The following is a 21,735-nucleotide window of genomic DNA, read 5'->3' as shown; positions in this document are numbered from 1 at the left end:
GCGGAGAGCAAAAAGAACAGTCTTATCATACCTGAATGACGCCCACTTTATAAGCCTTTTCAATCGGCGCGTGATTCGCAGCCGCAATCCCCTCCAATACTACGCGGCGGGTTTGCAGCGGCTCAATCACGGCATCGACACTGAAGCGGGCAGCGGCATCTCATCGGCCGGCACGGCCACGATTTTGCCGTCACGGGCGATGACAACCGGGCTGTTCTTGTATTTTTTGAACGCCAGCAGGGCGTTGTACGTCGCTACTAAACCAATTTGCAGTTGCTGGTTGATGTGCGCAGCTTGTTCTTTTTTAGACATGGTACCTGGCCGTTAGGTGTTGCCAAAGAGACTCATTTGTTATAACTGTTTCGCCGGTGGCATTGGTTGCTATTATGTGCCCGGCTCCGTCCGAGTTATCAATAAACGACCAACTATCTACGGCGGTGCAATACGCCGTGAAAAACTGCTGCAAACCGCCTGCATAGCGCCGCCTGATAACTGGTTCAGGAATGTTGTGGCCACCTTCGCGCACCCGCTCTTTCACCCGGCTCACAGCCAAATCCGCCGAACTGAGCCAGAAAAATAACAGGCTAACGAAATACCCCTGCGCCCGCGCCTCCGCAATAAACCGCAAGTAATGCCGCGTGGCCAGCGTGGTTTCCAGCGCAAACGTCTCCCCCGCCGCCCGCAATTCGTGCAGCCGCGCCAGCATCAGCCGGCCCGCCTGGATGCTCACGGTTTCGGGCTGGAATGGCGAGAGGCCGCGGGCTATTTCGTCAGCATTTACAAACTCCCGGCAGTCCAGCAAGCCGGGCAGCAGGGTGAAGGCGGCGGTGGTTTTGCCCGCCCCGTTGCAGCCGGCCATTAGGTAGAGGGTTTTCATGAATTGATTCGACGAGCTGAATTACTATTTAGCTGACTTCTTCCACTCTTTGAACCCAATTACATCTTTCCTCATGTCCTTCCACCAAGCCTTAGCATAGTTGCGCTGTAGATAACGGAAGATGCGGGCGTTATATGCCATCATACATTCCTTGGATGGCGCAGAACACCCTTCGTCAAAATATTGCACTCCGAATCTTTGTTCGAAAGCACTATCTGAAGGATAAACAACGGGACTTATGCCACCTTGCAAAAGCAAAACTGGAGCACCTCTCGCCAAGTCATCCTCGGCTAATCGAACTCCTTGCCTTGCGCAATCAGCACTTGGAACAAAGAGAAGCTGAGTATGGGCAGGACTGCTTGTTCGAACATCTGCTGCTTGGTTGCCTTGACTAAACGCCAGCAGAGGCATAAGCCAAAAGCAAAAGGACGAACATAGAATTTTCATGGTGTTAATGCACTCAACTCACACCTGAATAACCCCCACGTTATACGCCTTCTCAATCGGCGCGTGGTTGGCCGCCGCGATGCCTTCGGAAATCACCTTGCGGGTTTCCAGCGGGTCAATCACGGCATCGACCCAGAGGCGGGCAGCGGCGTAGTAGGGCGAGAGTTGCTCCTCGTAGCGTGCCTTGATGCGGTCCAGTAGCTCCTTTTCGGCTTCGGGGGTGATGACTTCGCCTTTGGCTTTGAGGGACGCTACCTGGATTTGCAGCAGCGTGTTGGCGGCCGCGGCGCCGCTCATTACCGCGAGTTGAGCCGTGGGCCAGGCCACAATGAGGCGAGGGTCGTAGGCTTTGCCGCACATGGCGTAGTTGCCGGCGCCGTAGCTGTTGCCCACGATAACCGTGAACTTGGGCACCACCGAGTTGCTCATGGCATTCACCATCTTGGCGCCGTCCTTGATGATGCCGCCCTGCTCCGAGGCCGAGCCCACCATGAAGCCCGATACGTCGTGCAGGAACACCAGCGGGATGCGCTTCTGGTTGCAGTTCATGATGAAGCGCGCCGCTTTGTCGGCCGAGTCGGAGTAGATGACGCCGCCCATCTGCATGCCGGTTTTCTTGCTTTTCACGATTTTGCGCTGGTTGGCCACGATGCCCACGGCCCAGCCGTCGATGCGGGCCAGCCCGCAGATGAGCGTCTGGCCATACAGGTCTTTGTAGGGCTCAAACTCCGAGTTATCCACCAGGCGGTTGATGATGTCCATCATGTCGTAGGGCTTCACCCGGTCCGACGGCAGCAGGCCGTAGATTTCCTGCTCGCTCAGCGCGGGCTTGGCAGGCGCCACGCGGCTGAAGCCGGCCGTGGCCTGGCCGCCCATCTTGTCGAAGATGTTGCGGATGTGCTGCAGGCACTCTTCGTCGGTGTCGAACTTGTAGTCCGTCACGCCCGAGATTTCGGAGTGCATGCTGGCGCCGCCCAGCGCCTCGTTGTCGATGGTTTCGCCGATGGCGGACTTCACCAGATAAGAGCCGGCCAGGAACACCGAGCCGGTGCCGTTCACTATCATGGCCTCGTCGGACATGATGGGCAGGTAAGCGCCACCAGCCACGCAGGGGCCCATGATGGCCGAAATCTGCACGATGCCCATGCTGCTCATCACCGCGTTGTTGCGAAAGATGCGGCCAAAATGCTCTTTATCCGGGAAAATCTCATCCTGCATAGGCAGGTACACCCCGGCCGAGTCCACGAGGTAGATAATCGGCAGCTTGTTTTCGATGCTGATTTCCTGGGCCCGCAGGTTCTTTTTGGCCGTGATGGGAAACCACGCGCCGGCCTTCACGGTGGCGTCGTTGGCCACCACCACGCACTGCCGGCCCTGCACGTAGCCAATCACTACCACCACGCCGCCGCCCGGGCAGCCGCCCTCCTCTTTGTACATGCCCTCGCCCGCAAACGCACCTATTTCGACCTGGGCCGCGTCCTTGTCGAGCAGAAATTCAATTCGCTCGCGGGCGGTGAGCTTGCCTTTGGCTTTGTGGGCGGCAATGCGCTTCTCGCCCCCGCCGAGGGCTACTTTCTGAAACTTCTGGCTAAGCTTGAAGCTGAGTTGCTTGAGCTGGTCTTCGTTGCGGTTGAACTCGACGTTCATAAATAAAGCGGGGTGGGATTTTGGAAGAATAGGCACAAAAAAATCCGCCCGGGGGCGGATTTCAAAGGTACGGGTAGTTCAGCTTAGCCCAGGACTAAGGCTACTTCACGGTGTTCTTCACTTCCGAGTCGACCTTGCTCCCGTCGGGCTTGAGGGTCGTGGTTTCTACTTCGGTTTTGGTCTTCTTGGCCTTGCCGCCCCCGCCAAATACGGAGAAGTGCACGTAGCGCTTGGGATTGGCCTTGAGGTCTACGAGCAGCTCGTTAGAGCTGGCGGCGGTGGCGTTGAGGTTGTTGTAGAGCAGGGTATCGTTGAGCAGCTTGCCCATCGAGCCTTTTTTGTCGTTCAGCGAGCGGTTCAGGCTGGCCACGGTCGTCTGGGCTTCGGCCATGGTGGCGTTGAGCCGGCGCAGGGCCGGGCCCACGGGCGCCGCCTTGATGGAGTCGGACAGCTGCGAAAAGTTTACGACAATGTTGTCGAGCTTCTTGGTGGTTTTGTTGAGCGCAGCGCTCATTTGCGCCAGGTTGCGGGTAATCTGGTTGATGTTGCGCTGGTTCGACTCGATAAGGAGCTGCATGGCTTCGGTGCTGGCCCGGGCGCTGCGCAGCGTGCCCTGGATGTTGGTTTGCGCGTCCTTGTTCAGGAAGCCGTTGATGTTCGAGAGCGTGGCGCCCACGGTATCGAGCACGGGCAGGGCCTTGGCCTGGAAAGCGTCGGTGATGCTGGTCGGGGTCACGGTCCGGATTTCCTCGCCGCCGACGTATTTGTGCGAGTCGCGGCCCAGCGTGAGCGTAATGCCCTTGGAGCCGAGCAGCGTGCCGCCCAGGCTGGCCGTGGTAGAATCACCAAGCGCAACATCCTTGCTCACGTCGATGGCGACGCGCACGGAATTGCCTTTATCGGGCTGCAGCTCCATGTTCTTCACCTGCCCCACCTTGATGCCGTTGAGCACCACCATGGCTCCTACGTTGAGCCCTTCTACCTTGGGATAAGTAGTGTAGTAGGTGAGGTCAGACGAAAGCAGATTGGTGCCGCGCAGGTAATTAAAGCCCAACACAAGTGCGGCTATGGCTACAAGGGCGAGTAGCCCCACTTTTACTTCTTTAGGCACGGGTAACGATTTTGAAAATGATGGGATGGGAAGCGGTGGCGGCGAATGGTGAGAACGGTACGAGAGAACAGCACTGCCAGATTGAACAGGCCCTGATTCGCGCGCACGGGCCCTTTTCAGGAGCCGCCTTCGAGCTCGCGCTTGTACTCACGGAAGGCGCGGTAAATGCCTGAGGCCATATACGACTGATTAGCTTTGTCGTTGAGGTAACGCTCTTCGCCCGGGTTGGTAAGAAAGCCGGATTCGATGAGCACGGCCGGCATGGTCGACTTCCAAAGCACCAGAAAACCGGCTTGTTTCACGCCGCGGCTGGGCCGCTTCACGGTGGTGCGCAGCTGCCGGTCTACGCGCTGCGCAAAGCGTAAACTATTGGTAATATACGCAGATTGGAACAGGGAAAACAGAATGTGGCTTTGGGGCGAGCGGGGGTCAAAGCCGTCGTAGCGCTTCTGGTAGTCCTTTTCCTGCAGAATAACGGCATTTTCGCGTTGGGCCACGCCCAGGTTGGCGTTGGTTTTGTGCAGGCCCATGGTCCACACTTCGGTGCCGTGGCTTTGGCTGGGCCCGGCGTTGCAGTGGATGGAAATGAACAGGTCGGCGTGGTTGCGGTTGGCAATGGCGGCGCGCTCGTCCAGCTCCACAAACACGTTGGTTTTGCGGGTATAAATAACCTTCACGTCGGGCAGGTTTTCTTCAATCTGGCGGCCCAGGGCCAGCACCAGCTTCAGGGCCACGTCGGCCTCGCGGGCCGAAACGCCGGCGCAGCCGCGGTCTTTGCCGCCGTGCCCGGCGTCGAGCACCACCGTGCGCAGGCGGTAGCGGTAGGGAGCGTTAGCGATATCGGGCGCCGGAAGCACCGAATCGGGAGCAAAGCGGGTAGAATCGGCCGTGGTCTGGGCCTCGGCTTTCCATTCCCCACTGCCGGCGCCGAGCAGCAGCAGGGCGGCACTGGCCAGGATGACAATAATCCGCACGTTGTTCGTTGAAGGGGCGGTAGCGACCTGCTACCTTTGTAGAAGCCCCAAAAGTAAACGAATTAACCGCTACTATATTTTGCCTGCTTGGTTTGGCCTTCCCTCCGAAGCCGGGTTTCGGCCGTGGCCGCGCCGCACGGCCCCATTAGGCGCCCGCGGCAAATTGCTGGGGCTCCTTTTTTATTGATGGCCGGCCTGGCCGATTCAGCTCAGGCCCAGACCCAGCCACCGGCCAAACCGAAAGCCGCGCCCAAAACCACGCGGGCCGCTAAAATCCAGGGCCGCAAAGACCGGCGCCGCGCCATTCTGGCCACGCCCACCACGCCCGCGCCCACGCCGGCCCCACCCCGCCGGGTAGTGGCTCCGGCCAAGCCCGGGCAGCGGCCGGGCAGCGCCCCCACGCCGCCCGTGCGCTACGTCTCGCCCGACCCGCGCGACCCCGTGGGGCCGCCCCCGCCCGGCGTGCGCAACACCGGCCAGCCCCGCGTGCCCGGCACCTCGCACAAGCCGGTGCCCGACACCCTGGCTCCCGGCACCACCACCCGGCAGCCCGGCCTCGCCCCTACCGATACCACCGGCCTAGTAAACGGCGTGGCCCGCAGCGGCGACTCGCTGCAGCTATCGGCCCGGCGCCGGGGTCAGATTGAAACCACGATTAAGTACACGGCCAAGGACTCGATTCAGTTCGACGTGACCAACAAAGTGGCGCGGCTGTACAACAAGGCCAGCGTAGACTACGGCGACACCGACCTGAAAGCGGCCGTCATCACCGTTGACTACGGCCGTAACACCATGACGGCCGACGGCAAGCGCGACTCCCTCACCAACCGGCTGGTCGACCGGCCCGTGCTCAAGGACAAGGGCGGCTTGTACACGGCCAGCAACATTGCGTACAACTTCAAAAGCAAAAAGGCCCGCGTGAGCGACGCCGTGACCACGCAGGGCGAGGGCTACGTGAGTGCCTCCGTCATCAAGCGCCTGCCCAACGGCGACATCAACGGCCTGACCGGGCGCTACACCACCTGCAACCTCGAGCACCCGCACTTCTTCATTCAGGCCAAGCGCATGAAGGTGATTCCGGGCGATAAAGTGGTGACCGGGCCGTTCAACCTCGTCATCGGCGACGTGCCCACGCCGCTGGGCTTTCTGTTCGGCTTCTTCCCCACGCCCACCAAAAGCCGGGGGTCGGGCGTCATCATCCCCACCTTTGGGCAGGCGTCTGACCGGGGCTACTACCTGACCAATGGCGGCTACTACTTTGCCCCGAACGACTACATCGGCGTGCGCCTGACCGGCGACGTGTACGCCGGCAACGCCCAGACCTGGGGCGGCTTCGGGGCCACCGCCGACGTCTCGTACCTGAAGCGCTACGCCTACCAGGGCAACTTCAACTTCCGCTTCTCGAACCGGCCCAGCACCCAGATTCTGGCCACCGACGCCCTGACCACCAGCCCGGTGTACATCAAGCCGCCGGCGGCCAACTCCTTCTGGGTAACCTGGAACCACTCGCCCGTGACCAAGCCCGGCGGCGGCCGTTTCGCGGCCAGCGTGAATGCCGGCACCAGCAGCTTCAACAAAGTCAATAGCCTGGACGCGCGGCGCTACCTGTCCACGCAGTTCAACTCCAGCATCAGCTATTCCAAGCAGATTCGCAACTCGCCGGTGCAGTACAACGTGCGGCTGGCCCAAAGCCAGGGCACCGACGGCTCCATGACCTTCACGCTGCCTGACGTGAGCCTGGGCGTGGCCCGGCAATACCCCTACCAGTGGTTCGGCATCAAGCCCGGCGGCAAGCTGGCGCCTTTCTACGAGCAGTTCACCCTCACATACGACGTGCAGGGCCGCAACGAGGTGAGCAACATCGTGGCCCCGCGGGCCCTCGCAAACGGCCTGCCGCTGCTGGGCGGCACCACCGTGGCAACCAACACTCCGCTCAACCTCGACAACGTGGGCAAACTGCTGCTCAACGGCCGCAACGGCCTGCAGCACACCTTTGGCATTGGCTTGGGCTCCTACCCTATCCTCCAGCATTTCCAGCTCACGCCCTCCGTCAGCTACGGCGAGGTGTGGTACGGCAAGCGCCTCGACTACCGCTTCAGCCCGGTGGCTCAGGCTGTGCGCATCGACACCACCTATGGGTTCAACCGCATCTACAACTACTCGGCCGGGGCCAGCCTGAACACCACGTTCTACGGCACGATTGTGCGCAAGGGCACCCACAAAATCCAGGCAATCCGGCACAAAGTCACGCCGAGCTTCAACTACAACTTCTCGCCGGACCTGACCAAGCGCGACAACGTAAATCCCCAGGGCAGAGACGTTTTGCAAGGCCTCACCGACCGGTTCAACCGCCCGGTCACCGACCCGCTTATTCTTAACAACTACCTGTTCGACAACTTCAGCAACTTCCTCTACGGGGCGCCGGGCGGCTCCAGGCAAAGCCAGCTGTCGTTCTCGCTGCAAAACTCGGTGGAAATGAAGGTGCGCAACTCAAACGACACCACCGGCACCGACCCCTTCAAAAAAGTGAGCCTAATTGACGGGCTCAACTTTAACCTGGGGTACAATTTTGCCGCCCCGGCGTTTAATTTATCGGACCTGGGCGTCACGTTCAACACCCAAATTGCCCAGAAGCTGGGCATTAGCGGCAACGCCCAGTTCTCGCCCTACCAGCGCGACAGCCGGGGCCAGCGCGTCAACAAGTACTTGTTCGAAGCCGACCACCCCCGTCTGGCCCGCTTGAGCACCGCCAGCTTTGGGGCCAACTATGCCTTCAACCCCACCAGCGGCAAGCGCAAGAGCGTGGTGCCCCGCTCGGTAGCCCCCACCAACGACCCCAGCCTGGGCACCGTGGGCCAGCCCAATTACTACGCCGACTACGTCGATTTTGAGATTCCCTGGGAGCTGGCCCTCACCTACGCCGCGGGCTACACCACCAGCCCAATGCCCCGGAAACCCGGCGAAAAAGCCCCGTCGCTGCTGGCCCTCAACAACGTGGGCGCCACGGGCTCGGTGAAGCTCACGCCCAACCTGCGCCTGAGCTACAACCTGGGCTACGACTTCGTGTCGCAGAGCGTCACCTACCCCAACGTCACGTTTTTCCGCGACCTGCACTGCTGGCAAATCTCGGGGCAGTGGATTCCGTTTGGCATCACCAAGGGCTACAACTTCACCATCCAGGCCAAGAGCAGCCTGCTGCAGGACCTGAAGCTGAACCGTAACCGCTTCGCGCAATACCAGTAGCCCGCGCCGCTTTTCAAGCGCTGGCGTAAACCGTTTGTGGGGGCCGGAGCGCCGTTGGGGAAGTCATTGAACCTGTTGGACCTAAAATTGCTTTTTGCACAACTTGTTGTGCTGAGCTTTACGCCCTACTTATCGCATTCTATGTCTGCCTATCCCTTACGTGTGTTATTAGCGGTCGACGACCGGACATTAGCCAAGCAGTTGGCTGGCCCCTTGCGGGAAGCTGGCCACGACGAAATTGTGGTGGTGGAAGCCCGCGGCGAGGCCGCCCTGAAAGCCGCCCGTCTCATTCACCCCGACCTCGTGATACTAAGCGGCCCGCTGCGGGGCAGCCTCGATGTGGTGGCCCTCTCGGCAGCTCTGCAAGGCAGCAGCGCCACGCCCATTCCGGTACTGCTAGTGGCCGACCCCGCCGAGCTGCCCGACTTGCTGGCCCTGCACGCCCACACCCGGCCCGCTGATACCAGCTCCACGGACCCTGGCCCTGCGAAGTCCCTCGACTCGGCCCTGGAGGAAGCGGAACTGTAAGTAAAGCACTCATTCCCGCGGGCCAGCCCGCTCCCCCATTATAGCCCCTGCGCCTCGGCCAGGGGCTTTTTGGTTCCGATACGGCGGAGGCTAACGAAATTGTTGCCAGCTTTGCCCCGCCGTACGGCCCATTACCCCAAAACTGCCCTCCCTCGCCCACCATGTCCCAGCACAAGGAAGTCAAACTCGTTACCACCCACCAAATGCTGGCCATGAAGCAGCGGGGGAAAAATCTCCATGCTCACGGCCTACGACTACTCGATGGCCCAAATCCTCGACGGCGCCGGCATCGACGTGCTGCTCGTCGGCGACTCGGCCTCCAACGTCATGGCGGGCCACGAAACCACCCTGCCCATCACCCTCGACCAGATTATCTACCACGCCCAGGGCGTGGTGCGGGCCGTGAAGCGCGCCTTTGTGGTCGTGGATATGCCGTTTGGCTCGTACCAGGGCAATTCCTCGGAGGCCCTGCGCTCGGCCATCCGCATCATGAAGGAAAGCGGCGGCCACGGCGTGAAGCTCGAAGGCGGCGCCGAAGTGAAGGATTCCATCATCCGCATTCTCACGGCCGGCATCCCGGTCATGGGCCACCTGGGCCTCACGCCCCAGAGCATCTATAAATTCGGCACCTACACCGTGCGCGCCAAGGAAGAAGCCGAGGCCCAGAAGCTGCTCGAAGACGCCCGCCTGCTCCAGGAAATCGGTTGCTTTGGCCTGGTGCTCGAAAAATCCCAGCCGCTCTGGCCAAGCAAGTAGCCGAGGAGTTGACTATTCCCGTCATCGGCATCGGCGCCGGGCGCCATGTCGACGGTCAGGTTTTGGTTGTGCACGATTTGCTGGGCATCACCAAGGAGTTCAAGCCCCGCTTCCTGCGCCGCTACGCCGAGCTGCACGACATCATGACCGAGGCCGTGCAGCACTACGTGGCCGACGTGAAAAGCCGCGAATTCCCCAGCGAAGAGGAAGGCTACTAGATTCCTATCCGAAAAGCAGAACGGCCTAAAACTATAACGTCATGCCGAGCGCCGCGAAGCATGAGCGGTGGAACCTCACCCCCGGCCCCTCTCCAAAAGAGAGGGGAGCCTGACGTTAAACGACAAAAGCCCCAGCTCAATTTTGAGCTGGGGCTTTCTTTTAACAATTGAGCCAACCCGTGTGCCGTGGCTCCCTCTCTTTTGGAGAGGGGCCGGGGGTGAGGTTCCTCCGGCGCAGCCGCTCTGCTTGACCGTTCTTTTTTGTACTTACGGATAGGTTCTAAACCACCGAAGAAAAGTTGAACTAAAAAAGCCAGGTCAGTAGCCACTCATGGTGCTACTGCCCAGGCTTTATTATTTTCTGCAGCTCAATAACAACCAACTCTTTCTTGCGTTAGCTTTGTAATTCAAAGTACTTCTAAAGCAAATCAGCCATGGACGCCTCTCCTACCATATTCGACCGCCTCAACAGCTGGATGAGCGCCTCGGTCACGCTTAAGCTGCTCAGCATCGGGGTGCTGTTGCTGTTACTGCTTATTCCATCGAAAATGGTGGAAGACCTTATCACGGAACGGGCCGAAAACCGCGACGCAGCCACGGCAGAAATCAGCGGCCAGTGGGGCGGCGCGCAGCTGGTCTTGGGCCCCGTGCTGGTGCTGCCGTACACGGCCCGCGTTACGGATGAAAAAGGGAACGTGAGCGAAACCACCCGCTACCTGAGCCTGCTGCCCGATACGCTGGCCACCACCGGCACGCTGGCGCCCGAGCGGCGGCACCGGGGCATCTACGAGGCTGTGGTGTACCGGGCGGGCCTGCATGTGCAGGGCGCTTTCCAGGTGCCGCCCCTGGCCGACCTGGGCGTGCCGGCCGCCAGCGTGCGCTGGGCCGAAGCTTTCGTGGCCGTGGGCATCTCCGACATGAAGGGCATCCGCAACGCCCTGGCGCTGCGCTGGGATGGCCAAACCCACGGGTTTGAGCCCGGCGTGCCCGATGGCGAGGTGCTGCCGTTCGGCACCGCTCCCACGCACACCACCCAGGTGAACGCCGTAATCGAGGAGCGGCAGCGGGCTCCGAAATACCCAGGCGATGAAGACGGAGCCCGGGGCCACGGCCAAACCGCCAACGGCCTCAGCGCCCTAGTGCCGCTGCCCAATGAAGCGGCCCTCACGCACCGCCACACCTTTGCCTTCGACCTTGACCTGAACGGCAGCACCGGCCTGCTGGTGGCACCCCTGGGCCGTCAAACCACCCTGCGCCTGAGCGCCCCCTGGGCCGACCCCAGCTTTATCGGCGCCTTTTTGCCGGCGCACCGCACCGTTGAGCCAAAAAATTCACGGCCGACTGGCGGGTGCTGCACCTGAACCGCAACTACGCGCAGCACTGGCGCACCGACGGCGACCGGCCCAACGTGGATGCTTCCACCTTCGGCGTGCGCCTGCTGGTGCCCGTGAACGAGTACCAGAAAACCATGCGTGCGGCTAAGTACGCCCTGCTGCCGCTCACACTCACGTTCCTCATTTTCTTCTTTGTGGAAGTACTAAACCGTCGGCGCATTCACCCTTTCCAGTACATCTTGGTGGGCCTGGCGCTGGTCATTTTCTACGTGCTGCTGCTGGCTTTGTCCGAACACATGCCGTTCGATGCCGCTTATGGGCTTTCAGCCCTGGTGATTGTGGGGCTGGTAACGGCGTACGCCGCGGCCAGCTTCCGGCAGCGCCGCCTTACGGCTGCTACCGCCGGGGTGCTGGTAGTAGTGTACGGCTTCCTGTTTGTGGTGCTGCAGCTGCAGGATTATGCGCTGCTGGTGGGCAGCCTGGGGCTGGTGGTGGTGCTGGCCGCCGTGATGTTCCTCTCGCGCAACGTGGACTGGTACCACCCGGCCGGCGAGCCTGCGGAGGGTCCGGTCCCGGCCCGATGAAGTTCTGCTGAGCTTCGTATCTTCGCCTTACTAAAAAGCAAGAGCGGAGCGCCCGGTGAGTGTGGTCTGATGACGTGCGGAAGCCCCCGAGTGGGCCCTGGCCCGCTCCTGCTTCTATCCATATCCCGCCCGCACCCGCCGCGTGAATCGTCCCAATATCTGGTCCGAAGGCAGAGAAATTCTGTTTGAAGACAACCACCTCCTCGTTATCAACAAGCCCGCCGGACTGCTCGTGCAGGGCGACGCCACCGGCGACGAGCCCCTTTCCAAGAAAGCCGCCGAGTACCTGCGCTTCAAATACAAGAAGCCCGGCGAAGCCTTCATCGGCGTGTGTCACCGCATCGACCGGCCCGTGAGCGGCATCGTGGTGCTGGCCAAAACCAGCAAGGCCCTGAGCCGGCTCAACGAGATGTTTCGCGACGGCCTGATGACGAAAACCTACTGGGCCCTCACGGGCAAGCCGCCAATTCCTGAAAACGGCAAGCTGGTGCACTGGCTGGTGAAAGACACGGTGCGGAATGTGACCAAAGCCTACTCGGAGAAGCATTCACAGGGCTTGCGCTCGGAGCTGGACTATGAGCTGTTGGGCCAGGCCGGCAACCGCTACCTGCTGCAGGTAAACCCCGTGACTGGCCGCCCGCACCAGATTCGGACCCAGCTGGCTACCGGCCTGGGCACGCCCATCGTGGGCGACGTGAAGTACGGTTTCATCGCGCCGCTGCCCGACGTGAGCATTGCCCTGCATGCCCGCCAGCTCAGGCTGCAGCACCCCGTCACCAAGGAGATGATGACCTTCGTGGCGCCCCTGCCCGATGCGCCTCACTGGGACGCGGCCCGGGAATTTTACAAGTAACCGCGCGGTACCAATCCGCTTTTTAGCTCAATTTGGCCTGCGGCATGCCGAAAATGCCGTTGGGCAGCGCCCAACTTGCAGGTAACGGCCCGTTTGGTGCAACATTTTGGCCTTCGCGGCTCCCCGATATCCGGCGGCGCACGGGGAGGCCGTAATTTTGCGTTACCAATGCTGAACCTTACCACCGGCTTTTTGCTTGTGCGGGCAGTAAGGCTTGCTACTTCTCTATGGCTATTCTCATCTTCTTCGTCGCCCACTACTACTTGTCGCTGTTCACGCAGACGTTTTATCTGCACCGCTACGCGGCGCATAAGATGTTTACGATGAATAAGTTCTGGGAGAAATTCTTCTTCGCTTTCACTTACATCTGCCAGGGCAGCAGCTTCCTTTCGCCCCGGGCCTACGCGCTGCTGCACCGCATGCACCACGCCTATTCCGACACGGCCCTGGACCCGCACTCGCCCCACTTCTCGAACAACGCGTTCGACATGATGTGGAAGACCAAGGTGATTTACAATGACGTGGTGAACGACGTGCACGAAGGCGCCAAGCGCTTCGAAGGCGACATTCCGGAGTGGAAATGGCTCGATAAGTTTGGCGGCACGGTGTACTCCCGCCTGGGCTGGGGCACGGCTTACGTGTTGTTCTACATCAACTTTGCTACGGCCTGGTGGCAGTACCTGCTGCTCCCCATTCACTTCCTGATGGGCCCCATCCACGGCGCCATCGTGAACTGGGGCGGCCACAAGTACGGCTACCAGAACTTCGACAACCGCGACAAATCCAAGAACACGCTGGCCCTTGACTTCCTGGCTTTCGGGGAGCTGTTTCAGAACAACCACCACAAACTGCCCATGCGCGTCAACTTCGGTGTCAAGTGGTGGGAGTTTGACCCGACCTACGTCGCCATCTGGGGCCTCGACAAAGTGGGCATCATCAAGGTGAAGCGCAAAAACATGAACCTGAACACGATTTCCAAACTGTCCAAGCCCAAGCGAGAAGCCATAGCGGCCTAGCCTGGCTTTGCTCAGTGAACGAATACAAAAGCCCTGGTTTCATCGCCAGGGCTTTTTTCGTGCCCTTGTTAGCTAATGCCCTGAACAAACGCTACCTTTGCACTCCAAATTTTTGGATATCTCACTAGACGGACGAGTTCCGTCGCACAAAACCCCAACGGTTTATGGCAGTTAAAATCCGCCTCGCCCGCCGTGGCCGCAAGAAGGCCGCGACTTACGACATCGTAGTAGCTGACGCCCGCGCTCCCCGCGACGGCCGTTTCATCGAGAAGCTCGGCACCTACAACCCCCAAACCAACCCCGCCACCATCAACTACGACGCCGACCGCGCGTTCTACTGGATGATGACCGGTGCTCAGCCTACCGACACCGTTCGGGCCATGCTCAGCTACCGCGGCGTACTGTACCGTCGTCACCTGCAGCTGGGTGTTGACAAGGGCGCTATCACGCAAGAGGTAGCCGACCAGCGTTTCAGCGCTTGGAAAGAAGAGAAAGACGCTAAAATCGAAGGCAAGCGCACTGGCTTGGTTGATGCCAGGGAAGAAGCCCGCAAGGCTGCTTTCGCCGCCGAGACCAAGGTTAAGGAAGCTCGTTCGGAAGCTCAGCGTCAGAAAGCTGCCGCTCTGCTGGCTGCTAACACGCCCGCTCCGGCTGCTGAAGAAGCTACCGAGGCTCCGGCCGAAGAGGCTGCTACCGAAGCTGCCGAGTAGTTTTTAGGTTTCTAAACCGAAAGGGTTTGGGGGTTGTGAGCCGAACCGGCTGGCAGCCCCCAAACTTTTTCGTTATACCCCCTCCCGCCCATGCTTCTCGACGAAACGTATCGCTCGGCTACATCATCAAAACCCACGGCCTGCGCGGCCACGTGGTAGCCCACTTCGATGTAGACGACGCCAAGGCTTACCAAAAGCTCAAAACGGTGTACCTGGCCCTGGCCGGGGCCCCACCAAGCTGGTGGAGCACAAAGTAGAAAAGGTGCAGCCCCAAACCGGCTCCAAAGTACTGCTCAAGCTCAGCGGCATCGACCGCATTGAGGAAGCCGAGCCCCTGCGCGGCTCGCAGCTCCACTTGCCACTCACGGACCTGCCCGAGCTTGAGGAAGACCAGTTCTACTTCCACGACGTCATCGGTTTCACCGTGGTCGACGAAAACCTGGGCGAGTTGGGCACCGTGGAGAACTTCTACGAGCTGCCCCAGCAAGATATGCTGGCCATGCGCTACCAGGGCCAGGAAGTGCTGATTCCGGTGGTTGATGAGCTAGTAAGCCACGCCGACCACGGCAAGAAGCAGATTTACGTGAACCTGCCCGACGGCTTGCTCGACGTGTACCTGAAGCCCTCCTCCCGCGACAAGGACGAGCCCGACGAATTCGACGAAGTATAAAGTAGCGTGGACTCTGCGAGTCCGCGCCTCGGCGAACGTTCCACAATACGCGGACTCGCAGAGTCCACGCTACAGCTCAATATGCGCATCGACATCCTCACCTGCCTGCCGGAGTTGCTGGTCAGCCCCTTCTCCCATTCCATTGTGAAGCGGGCGCAAGACAAGGGCCTGGCCGAAATTCACGTGCACGACCTGCGCCAGCACGCCATCAACAAGCACGGCCAGATTGACGACTATGTATTTGGCGGCGGCGCTGGCATGGTGCTGCGCGTGGAGCCCATTGCGGCCTGGATAGACGAGCTGCAGGCCCAGCGGCCCTACGACGCCATCATCTACCTCACGCCCGACGGCGAGACCCTGCGCCAGCCACTGGCCAACCGGTTGTCGATGTTCCAGAACATCATCATGCTCTGCGGCCACTACAAAGGCATCGACGAGCGGATTCGCCAAACCTACATCACCCACGAAATCAGCGTGGGCGACTACGTGCTGAGCGGCGGTGAGCTGGGAGCGGCCATCCTGGTGGATGCCGTGGTTCGGCTGCTGCCGGGGGTCTTGGGCAATGAAGAGTCGGCGTTGTCGGATTCTTTTCAGGACGATTTGCTGGCACCACCGGTGTATACCCGCCCGGCGGAGTGGCGCGGGCAGGCTGTGCCCGACATTCTTTTATCGGGCAATACGCCCAAAATTGAGGAGTGGCGGCACGACCAAGCCCTGGCCCGCACGCAGGCCCGCCGGCCCGATTTACTGGGCCACTAGGAGTTGGTACCGCTTTGCGTAATAAACACTTGCTATCCTCAACGGAAAGCGCTATCTTTGCGCTCCGTTTCGATAAAATACTAATTCCCGACGGCGGCGCCGTCTTTCGCAATTTTCTCAGCCATGAGCGTACTACTTGACTTTATCCAGGCCGAATCGCAGGAGCGCCGCGCCAGCTTCCCCTTTTCGCCGCCGGCGACACGATTAACGTGCACGTGAAAATCCGCGAGGGCAACAAGGAGCGCATCCAGCAGTTCCAAGGCGTGGTGCTGCAGCGCCGCAACCCGAGCTCCAACGGCGAAACCTTCACCGTTCGCAAGATTTCTAACCAAATCGGCACCGAGCGTATCTTCCCCTGCTCTCGCCTAACATCGACAAAATCGAGGTTATCCGTCGCGGCAAAGTACGTCGTGCCCGTCTGTTCTACCTGCGTGGCCTGTCCGGCAAAGCTTCCCGTATCAAGGAGCGCCGCCTGAACCAGGTTGCCAAGGCTACCGCCTAAGCAATTTGCCGCAACCCTCGGGTTGCTCTACAATAAAAAAGCCGGCCCCACGTGTAGGGCCGGCTTTTTTAGGTTTACGTGGCTACCACCAACTTAACATGAGGAAAGATGGCGGTACCTGGTAGCTTAGCTATGCGAGGAGTAATCCTGGGGCAGGCTGCCGTCTACTTCTACCGAGCCACCGCCCTGCAGCTGCTGCGCAACCGCTGAGAGTACTTCACCGAGCTTGGTGATGCGCGTGGCCGTGTTTACGTTCTCCGCAAAATTGGCGGCCTGGGTGGTGTTGGTACCCAGACGGGCCAGGAGCGGGGCAATGACATTTACGTCGAGCGTACCACCGCCAAAGTGCGCCTTCAGGGCTTGCATGTCGACCACCAGGCCTGGTGGAAAGCGGGGTTGTTGGCATCCTTCAGGTCTTCTATCCAGCGTTGAAACTGGTTGTCGAGGCCGGCGCGGGTGGCGGATTCCGTAAGGTCGCCGGTGAGCAGGCCAATGGCCCCATCGAGGTGTACCTGGTGCTGAACTTCTTTCTTTTCCATGGGTAAGCTGTTGTAATAAGGTAAGCGGCCGCTACGGTTGCGGTCTTTGTAGCCAACGTAGTTCGGGCCCCTGGGGTTGGCAAAGCACCCCAAACAAAAAGCCCCACCGTAACCGGCGGGGCTTTCTATAAAGCATTCGAGTGCGTTGGAAGGCTACTCAATCTTGGTCATGCGGTCTTTCACGGCTTCCAGGGCTACGCGCATGTTCACAATGTCGCCGCGGGCGGCTTCCTGCTCTTTCAGGTTCAGGTCGATGAGGTTGTTGAACTGCTGGAGTTCGGCAGCGTTGGCGGCCAGCATCTGCTGGATTTCAATTTTGCGCGCCTTGTTCTTTTCAATGTCCTTCTTGATGCTGTTGGACTTCTCGATTACCGCGTTGTGGTTGTTTTGCGACGATATCAGGGCGCGCTCGGCTTCGGCAATCTGCGACACCAAATCTTCGCGGTACATCATGCGGGCAAAATCCTTCAGGTACTTCTCGGCTGACTTCCACTGCACGGGCGTTTTGTCTTTTGCGAGGTAGGCGTTGCCCAGGTCAATGCTCCACCACACGGTAGTGCCGGTGGGAGTAGCGTCTACTTTGCTGATGACGCGGATGGGGGTGGGTGCAATTTCTTCAATAATAACCCCGTCCATGGTCAGCACGCCTTTGGCGTTCTTCAGCTTGCTGCCGAACTTCTCGCTGAGCTGCTTGAGCCAGGCGCTTTCCACGCGTTTGTTGTCGAGCTGAATGCTCACCCGCTGGCCGGTGCGGGGAACGTTGTTAATCGACATATCGTACTCGTCCACAAGTGATTTCTGAGCATAGCTGCTCAGCGTCGCCAAGCATAGAACGAACAAGATGAGTAGGCTTTTTTCATGGAGATAATAACTTATGTGTGCTTTAAAAATGGGCAGTGAAAAAGTCTTTTGGCATTGGTACCGTTGTCCGGCATTTCAAATTTAGTGTCTTTCTTCGATGCAACTTCTTTGAACCCCTACTTTTTCTTGGATATCGCTGTTTTTGTTATTTAATTCATATTTGTACTTTCTTAAGTCACAAGAATAACAGTATCTAAAAGCTTGTCCCAAATTTCAGCGCGATTGGCCGTAACAAAGCTCCCCGTCTCCAAGTTGTAAGCCCCTATGCACGTTACCGTTTGCCGCACCGAGCACTTCAATGCCGCCCACCGCCTGGACAACCCCGCCTGGAGCCCCGAGCAAAACCAGCGGGTGTTCGGCAAGTGCAACAACCCCAACTACCACGGCCACAACTACAACCTGACCGTGCGCCTGACCGGCCCCGTGGACCCCGAAACGGGCTACGTCTACGACCTGAAACGGCTTAGCGACCTCATCAAGCACGAGGTGCTGGACCGCTACGACCACCACAACCTGAACCTGGACACGGAAGAGTTCCGTACCTTGAACCCCACGGCCGAAAACATCGCCGTGGTAATTTGGCAGCGCCTGCGCCCGCACCTGGACGCCGGCCTTGCCCTTTCGGTCACCCTCTACGAGACGGACCGCAACTTTGTAGAATACCATGGATAACCCCACCGGACTGGCCCCGGCAACCGACGCACACCTGCCCGAAGGCCTGCGCACCCCCTTCGCGACGACGCCTTCGACCAAGCCGACGAAGCAAAGATTACGGCCATCAGCGGCCATTTTGAGGCCATCATGCGCGAGCCTGGGCCTCGACCTGAGCGACGACAGCCTGGCCGGCACCCCGCGCCGGGTGGCCAAAATGTACGTGCAGGAGTGGTTTAAGGGCCTCGACCCCAGGAACCGGCCCGAGGTGCGCATGTTCCACAACCGCTACAACTACCACCAGCTGCTGGTCGAGCGCGACATTACGCTGTTTTCGTGCTGCGAGCACCACTTCGTGCCCATCATCGGCAAGGCCCACGTGGCTTACCTGCCGAGCGCCAGCGTGGTGGGCCTGAGCAAGCTCAACCGGGTGGTGCAGTACTACGCCCGCCGCCCGCAGGTGCAGGAGCGCCTGACGCGCCAGATTGCCGAGGAGCTCAAGCAAAGCCTGGGCACCGACGATGTGGCCGTGCTCATCGAAGCCGACCACCTCTGCGTGATGAGCCGCGGCGTGAACGACACCAGCAGCTCAACCCTGACGAGTGAGTACGGCGGGCAGTTTGCTACCGACCATGCCCTGCGACAGGAGTTCCTGCGCCAGATTGGCAAGTAAGGCCGCGCTTTTGTAGGTTCATGTTCTGGAACGGCCGCGCTGGGTAGCCCAGCCGTCTGGCGACGACGCCCGCCCCGTTCTACCTTTGTTTGCAATTGCTTGCAATCCCCACCATGACCGAAAATTCACCTCGCAAAGTTCTCATCACCGGCGGCACGGGCCTGATTGGCTCCCGCCTGGCGGAAATGCTGATAGACAGCGGCTACGAGGTGGCCCTGCTCAGCCGCGAGCCCGCCAAAAGCAGCCATTACCGCAGCTTCCGCTGGGACCCCCAGGCCGGCACCATCGACGAGGCCGCCGTGCCCTACGCCGACTACATCGTGAACCTGGCCGGGGCCAGCGTCTCGGACGGCAAATGGACAGATGAGCGCAAGCGAGACATCATGACAAGCCGCCTCGGCGGCCTGGCGCTGCTGCACCGCGAGCTGGCCAAGGGCAAGCACCACGTGAAGGCGTTTATTTCGGCTTCGGCCATCGGTGTGTACGGCGACACCGCCGACGCCGTGCTCACGGAAGAAACCCCTCCGGGCCAGCCCACCCACGATTTCCTGGCCGATGTGGCCCATCAGTGGGAGTTGGCAGTGGAGCCCATTGCCGCGCTTGGCATCCGCACCGTGGTCCCGCGCATTGGGATTGTGCTGAGCAACGAGGGCGGCGCCCTGCCCCAAATGGCCCGCCCCATGAAGCTGGGAGCCGGCGCGGCGCTGGGCAGCGGCAAGCAGTTCATGTCCTGGATTCACCTCGACGACCTCTGCCGCCTCATCATGGCCATGATAGACGACGACACGTGGCACGGCACCTACAATGCCGTGGCCCCCACCCCCGTCACCAACCAGCAGTTTACCGAAACGCTGGCCCAGGTGATGCACCGCCGCCTGGTACTGCCCAAAGTGCCCGCCTTTGGCCTTAAGCTGGCGCTGGGCGAGATGAGTGACATTGTGCTGGCCTCCCAGCGCGTGAGCGCCCAGAAAGTGCTGGGGCAGGGATTCACCTTCGAGTACCCCGACCTGCGCGAAGCACTCGAAGCGCTGTACGGCGAGAAGGTGTAAATGCGGGCTTGCGTCACACGGGTACTTGGGCTGGCGACGGTCGGCTTGCTCGGCTGCCGGCCAGAACCTGGCTCAACCAAGCACATCCCTGATGGCGTCTACGTGGGTTTGGAGCCGATGGGCGACCTGACGCCCGACGAGCCCGGCGACAGCTGGTACCACGAAAATACCCTGACGGTCAGGCAAGACTCGCTGTATTTGAAGAAAGTCCCGGTATCGATTCGCAAACAGGAAAAAGCTATTCTTCGTCTGACGGGGGCTTCTACAACTACAAAGGCACCGTTGCGTGGAAGGGCGACTCGGCTACGGCACAACTGCTGCTTACAAGTCACGACTATGTTCTGATTCGCTACCGGCTTATCAAACCGGCTGACACTGCCCTGGCCATCAACTTTGAGGAACAGGTGAAGCGCGGCATCTACGTGGTGGATTCCAGTGTTTTCAAGAAAGCTTATCCCTTGATGGCCTCTCCCGGCTGCCTTGTGATGGCCGGCGTGGCGTACCAATTGAAATAGGCCAGCAGTGTGCTGCCGAGTCTGGCAAATTGGCCGGCTACTTCCTTGGGGAGGCATTGACTAAAAGCGGGTTAACAACGTAGAAGCGGTAGCCTTGTGGCGTGTTGTTTCCAGTTGAACAGGTCCGGGAAAGCTTTTCTAAAAACGCTTAGCATCCATCCTATGCCAGCAGCCCAATTTTCCCGTCGCGATTGGCTCAAGGCCACAGCCCTGGCTACTACCCCGCTCCTCTTGGCGCCCGTGGCGGTGTGGGCTGAGACTGCCGGGCCCGGCAAGACGCCGCCGCTGAGCGCGGCCAACATCGCCGCCATTGAGGCCGCGATGGGTAAAGGGCACCTACGTGGAGGCGCAGGCCACGCACACCACGCCCCTGCCCCGCAACGACCTGAAAGTAACCATCAAGGGCGAGCCCGTGCCCATTGCCTTCGGTTTTGGGGGCTGGGTGGCCATCAAGCACACCCTGGATGGCAAGTCCGCAATGCTCATGAGCGACACCGTACTGCTGCAGGAAGAAGTGAACCCGCTCATTTCCGCGGCGCACGCCAATGGGCTGGAAGTGGGCGCGATACACAACCATTTTTTCTACGAGGAGCCGCGCATCTTCTACATGCACCTTCACGGCATGGGCAGCCCCGCCGAGCTGGCCCGGAAATTTGCCGCGACCCTCAAAAATTCCAAGCTCCTGCCGGCCAACCAGCCACAAGCCAGCTCAACTACGCCGGCCCAACCCGGCAACAACGCCACGCCAGCCGCTGCAGCCGCCCAAACCGGCAAAGAGCTGTTTGACCTGGCCGCGCTCGACCAGATTGTGAAGTACCAGGGCGTGGTAAACGGCTCAACCTACAAATACACCGTGGGCCGTGCCGACCTGCAGTCTGTGATGATGGGCACAGAAATGACTGCGGCCATTGGGCTAAATTCCTGGGCTGCGTTTGCGGGCAAGCAGGCCGACGCACACATCGCGGGCGACATTGCCATGCTCGAACGGGAAGTGAACCCGGTTATCAAAGCCCTGCGCGCCCACAACCTGGAAGTGGTGGCCGTACACAACCACATGCTCTTCGACCAGCCCCACATGATGTTCCTGCACTACTACGGGCGCGGGCCAGCCGCTCAACTGGCCACCGGCTTTCGCGCCGCCCTCAACGAGCTGGGCAAGAAGGAAGGCGGCATGCACATGCGCCATTAGCACGCCGCCTGATTCCCCAAGTTGCAAGT

The 21,735-nt window shown here is 60.2% G+C and carries 21 protein-coding genes and 3 pseudogenes; 15 read left to right on the top strand and 9 right to left on the bottom strand.

Translation table 11 applies throughout. From position 1 onward, the window contains the following. Window positions 1-126 precede the first annotated feature (126 nt). The 6 genes from ACFQT0_RS10830 to ACFQT0_RS10805 all read right to left on the bottom strand — a co-directional run bounded on the left by ACFQT0_RS10830 (window position 127) and on the right by ACFQT0_RS10805 (window position 4,939). On the bottom strand, window positions 127-312 hold the full coding sequence (locus ACFQT0_RS10830; protein ID WP_380202665.1) for a hypothetical protein: 186 nt from the start codon (window positions 310-312) through the stop codon (window positions 127-129). After that, window positions 305-877, bottom strand: a complete 573-nt coding sequence (locus ACFQT0_RS10825) for an AAA family ATPase (RefSeq protein ID WP_380202663.1) — start codon at window positions 875-877, stop codon at window positions 305-307. The genes ACFQT0_RS10830 and ACFQT0_RS10825 overlap by 8 nt, the downstream gene beginning before the upstream one ends. A gap of 24 nt (window positions 878-901) precedes the next feature. Continuing rightward, window positions 902-1,288, bottom strand: coding sequence for an FEKKY domain-containing protein (locus tag ACFQT0_RS10820; protein WP_380202661.1), 387 nt, complete (start codon window positions 1,286-1,288; stop codon window positions 902-904). Between the two features lie 54 nt (window positions 1,289-1,342). Beyond that, window positions 1,343-2,971, bottom strand: a complete 1,629-nt coding sequence (locus ACFQT0_RS10815; protein ID WP_380202660.1) for an acyl-CoA carboxylase subunit beta — start codon at window positions 2,969-2,971, stop codon at window positions 1,343-1,345. 100 nt (window positions 2,972-3,071) lie between these two features. Beyond that, complete coding sequence (locus ACFQT0_RS10810; protein ID WP_380202658.1) at window positions 3,072-4,082, bottom strand: MlaD family protein; 1,011 nt, start codon at window positions 4,080-4,082, stop codon at window positions 3,072-3,074. Between the two features lie 116 nt (window positions 4,083-4,198). Further along, entirely contained in the window at window positions 4,199-4,939 is a 741-nt protein-coding gene (locus ACFQT0_RS10805; protein WP_380205980.1) for an N-acetylmuramoyl-L-alanine amidase family protein, read from the bottom strand. A 303-nt stretch (window positions 4,940-5,242) separates the two neighbouring features. Between ACFQT0_RS10805 and ACFQT0_RS10800 the strand changes: the two genes are divergently transcribed. From ACFQT0_RS10800 to rplS, 11 genes and pseudogenes are all read left to right on the top strand, one after another. After that, window positions 5,243-8,299 (top strand): putative LPS assembly protein LptD, encoded by a 3,057-nt coding sequence (locus ACFQT0_RS10800; protein ID WP_380202656.1) that lies wholly within the window; start codon window positions 5,243-5,245, stop codon window positions 8,297-8,299. 141 nt (window positions 8,300-8,440) lie between these two features. After that, window positions 8,441-8,827: a hypothetical protein gene (locus ACFQT0_RS10795; RefSeq protein ID WP_380202654.1), complete on the top strand. Its 387-nt coding sequence runs from the start codon at window positions 8,441-8,443 to the stop codon at window positions 8,825-8,827. Window positions 8,828-8,988: 161 nt separating this feature from the next. Then, window positions 8,989-9,801: pseudogene (gene panB / locus ACFQT0_RS10790) on the top strand (3-methyl-2-oxobutanoate hydroxymethyltransferase). Between the two features lie 434 nt (window positions 9,802-10,235). Further along, a pseudogene (creD, locus tag ACFQT0_RS10785) lies at window positions 10,236-11,719 on the top strand (cell envelope integrity protein CreD). Window positions 11,720-11,861: 142 nt separating this feature from the next. Beyond that, entirely contained in the window at window positions 11,862-12,572 is a 711-nt protein-coding gene (locus ACFQT0_RS10780; protein WP_380202652.1) for an RluA family pseudouridine synthase, read from the top strand. A gap of 227 nt (window positions 12,573-12,799) precedes the next feature. Next, on the top strand, window positions 12,800-13,588 hold the full coding sequence (locus ACFQT0_RS10775; protein WP_380202650.1) for an acyl-CoA desaturase: 789 nt from the start codon (window positions 12,800-12,802) through the stop codon (window positions 13,586-13,588). A 164-nt stretch (window positions 13,589-13,752) separates the two neighbouring features. Further along, window positions 13,753-14,298 (top strand): 30S ribosomal protein S16, encoded by a 546-nt coding sequence (locus ACFQT0_RS10770; RefSeq protein WP_380202648.1) that lies wholly within the window; start codon window positions 13,753-13,755, stop codon window positions 14,296-14,298. A 35-nt stretch (window positions 14,299-14,333) separates the two neighbouring features. Continuing rightward, a complete protein-coding gene (locus ACFQT0_RS10765; RefSeq protein WP_380202646.1) occupies window positions 14,334-14,555 on the top strand; it encodes a hypothetical protein in 222 nt (73 codons plus the stop codon). Continuing rightward, window positions 14,540-14,968, top strand: coding sequence for a ribosome maturation factor RimM (gene rimM, locus ACFQT0_RS10760; RefSeq protein ID WP_380202644.1), 429 nt, complete (start codon window positions 14,540-14,542; stop codon window positions 14,966-14,968). Before ACFQT0_RS10765 ends, rimM begins: the two co-directional genes overlap by 16 nt. An 81-nt stretch (window positions 14,969-15,049) precedes the next feature. Further along, window positions 15,050-15,727, top strand: coding sequence for a tRNA (guanosine(37)-N1)-methyltransferase TrmD (trmD, locus tag ACFQT0_RS10755; RefSeq protein WP_380202642.1), 678 nt, complete (start codon window positions 15,050-15,052; stop codon window positions 15,725-15,727). Between the two features lie 123 nt (window positions 15,728-15,850). Then, window positions 15,851-16,229: pseudogene (gene rplS / locus ACFQT0_RS10750) on the top strand (50S ribosomal protein L19). A 126-nt stretch (window positions 16,230-16,355) separates the two neighbouring features. Here rplS and ACFQT0_RS10745 read toward each other — a convergent pair. From ACFQT0_RS10745 to ACFQT0_RS10735, 3 genes are all read right to left on the bottom strand, one after another. Next, a complete protein-coding gene (locus ACFQT0_RS10745; protein WP_380202640.1) occupies window positions 16,356-16,604 on the bottom strand; it encodes a hypothetical protein in 249 nt (82 codons plus the stop codon). Next, window positions 16,583-16,768 (bottom strand): hypothetical protein, encoded by a 186-nt coding sequence (locus tag ACFQT0_RS10740; RefSeq protein WP_380202638.1) that lies wholly within the window; start codon window positions 16,766-16,768, stop codon window positions 16,583-16,585. Before ACFQT0_RS10740 ends, ACFQT0_RS10745 begins: the two co-directional genes overlap by 22 nt. Window positions 16,769-16,921: 153 nt before the next feature. After that, complete coding sequence (locus ACFQT0_RS10735) at window positions 16,922-17,557, bottom strand: hypothetical protein (protein WP_380202636.1); 636 nt, start codon at window positions 17,555-17,557, stop codon at window positions 16,922-16,924. Between the two features lie 336 nt (window positions 17,558-17,893). Here ACFQT0_RS10735 and ACFQT0_RS10730 point away from each other — a divergent pair, with 336 nt between their 5' ends. The 4 genes from ACFQT0_RS10730 (at window position 17,894) to ACFQT0_RS10715 (ending at window position 21,706) form a co-directional block, all read left to right on the top strand. After that, window positions 17,894-18,301 (top strand): 6-pyruvoyl trahydropterin synthase family protein, encoded by a 408-nt coding sequence (locus tag ACFQT0_RS10730; RefSeq protein ID WP_380202634.1) that lies wholly within the window; start codon window positions 17,894-17,896, stop codon window positions 18,299-18,301. Further along, window positions 18,294-18,953 carry a GTP cyclohydrolase I FolE gene (gene folE, locus ACFQT0_RS10725; protein ID WP_380202632.1) on the top strand — a complete coding sequence of 220 codons (660 nt, stop codon included), beginning with the start codon at window positions 18,294-18,296 and terminating at the stop codon, window positions 18,951-18,953. Before ACFQT0_RS10730 ends, folE begins: the two co-directional genes overlap by 8 nt. 113 nt (window positions 18,954-19,066) lie before the next feature. After that, window positions 19,067-20,002, top strand: a complete 936-nt coding sequence (locus ACFQT0_RS10720) for a TIGR01777 family oxidoreductase (RefSeq protein WP_380202630.1) — start codon at window positions 19,067-19,069, stop codon at window positions 20,000-20,002. 855 nt (window positions 20,003-20,857) lie between these two features. Beyond that, complete coding sequence (locus ACFQT0_RS10715) at window positions 20,858-21,706, top strand: DUF1259 domain-containing protein (protein ID WP_380202628.1); 849 nt, start codon at window positions 20,858-20,860, stop codon at window positions 21,704-21,706. The last annotated feature ends 29 nt before the right edge of the window (window positions 21,707-21,735 follow it).

Source organism: Hymenobacter humi, from assembly GCF_042665855.1.
Taxonomy (GTDB): Bacteria; Bacteroidota; Bacteroidia; order Cytophagales; family Hymenobacteraceae; genus Hymenobacter; species Hymenobacter humi.
This window is presented reverse-complemented; position numbering and strand designations above follow the sequence as displayed.

Coding starts and splice junctions, on each gene's coding strand:
- ACFQT0_RS10830 (WP_380202665.1), bottom strand. CDS start 312: ATGTCTAAAAAAGAACAAGCTGCGCACATCAACCAGCAACTGCAAATT.
- ACFQT0_RS10825 (WP_380202663.1), bottom strand. CDS start 877: ATGAAAACCCTCTACCTAATGGCCGGCTGCAACGGGGCGGGCAAAACC.
- ACFQT0_RS10820 (WP_380202661.1), bottom strand. CDS start 1,288: ATGCCTCTGCTGGCGTTTAGTCAAGGCAACCAAGCAGCAGATGTTCGA.
- ACFQT0_RS10815 (WP_380202660.1), bottom strand. CDS start 2,971: ATGAACGTCGAGTTCAACCGCAACGAAGACCAGCTCAAGCAACTCAGC.
- ACFQT0_RS10800 (WP_380202656.1), top strand. CDS start 5,243: ATGGCCGGCCTGGCCGATTCAGCTCAGGCCCAGACCCAGCCACCGGCC.
- ACFQT0_RS10795 (WP_380202654.1), top strand. CDS start 8,441: ATGTCTGCCTATCCCTTACGTGTGTTATTAGCGGTCGACGACCGGACA.
- ACFQT0_RS10775 (WP_380202650.1), top strand. CDS start 12,800: ATGGCTATTCTCATCTTCTTCGTCGCCCACTACTACTTGTCGCTGTTC.
- ACFQT0_RS10770 (WP_380202648.1), top strand. CDS start 13,753: ATGGCAGTTAAAATCCGCCTCGCCCGCCGTGGCCGCAAGAAGGCCGCG.
- trmD (WP_380202642.1), top strand. CDS start 15,050: ATGCGCATCGACATCCTCACCTGCCTGCCGGAGTTGCTGGTCAGCCCC.
- ACFQT0_RS10740 (WP_380202638.1), bottom strand. CDS start 16,768: ATGGAAAAGAAAGAAGTTCAGCACCAGGTACACCTCGATGGGGCCATT.
- ACFQT0_RS10730 (WP_380202634.1), top strand. CDS start 17,894: ATGCACGTTACCGTTTGCCGCACCGAGCACTTCAATGCCGCCCACCGC.
- folE (WP_380202632.1), top strand. CDS start 18,294: ATGGATAACCCCACCGGACTGGCCCCGGCAACCGACGCACACCTGCCC.
- ACFQT0_RS10720 (WP_380202630.1), top strand. CDS start 19,067: ATGACCGAAAATTCACCTCGCAAAGTTCTCATCACCGGCGGCACGGGC.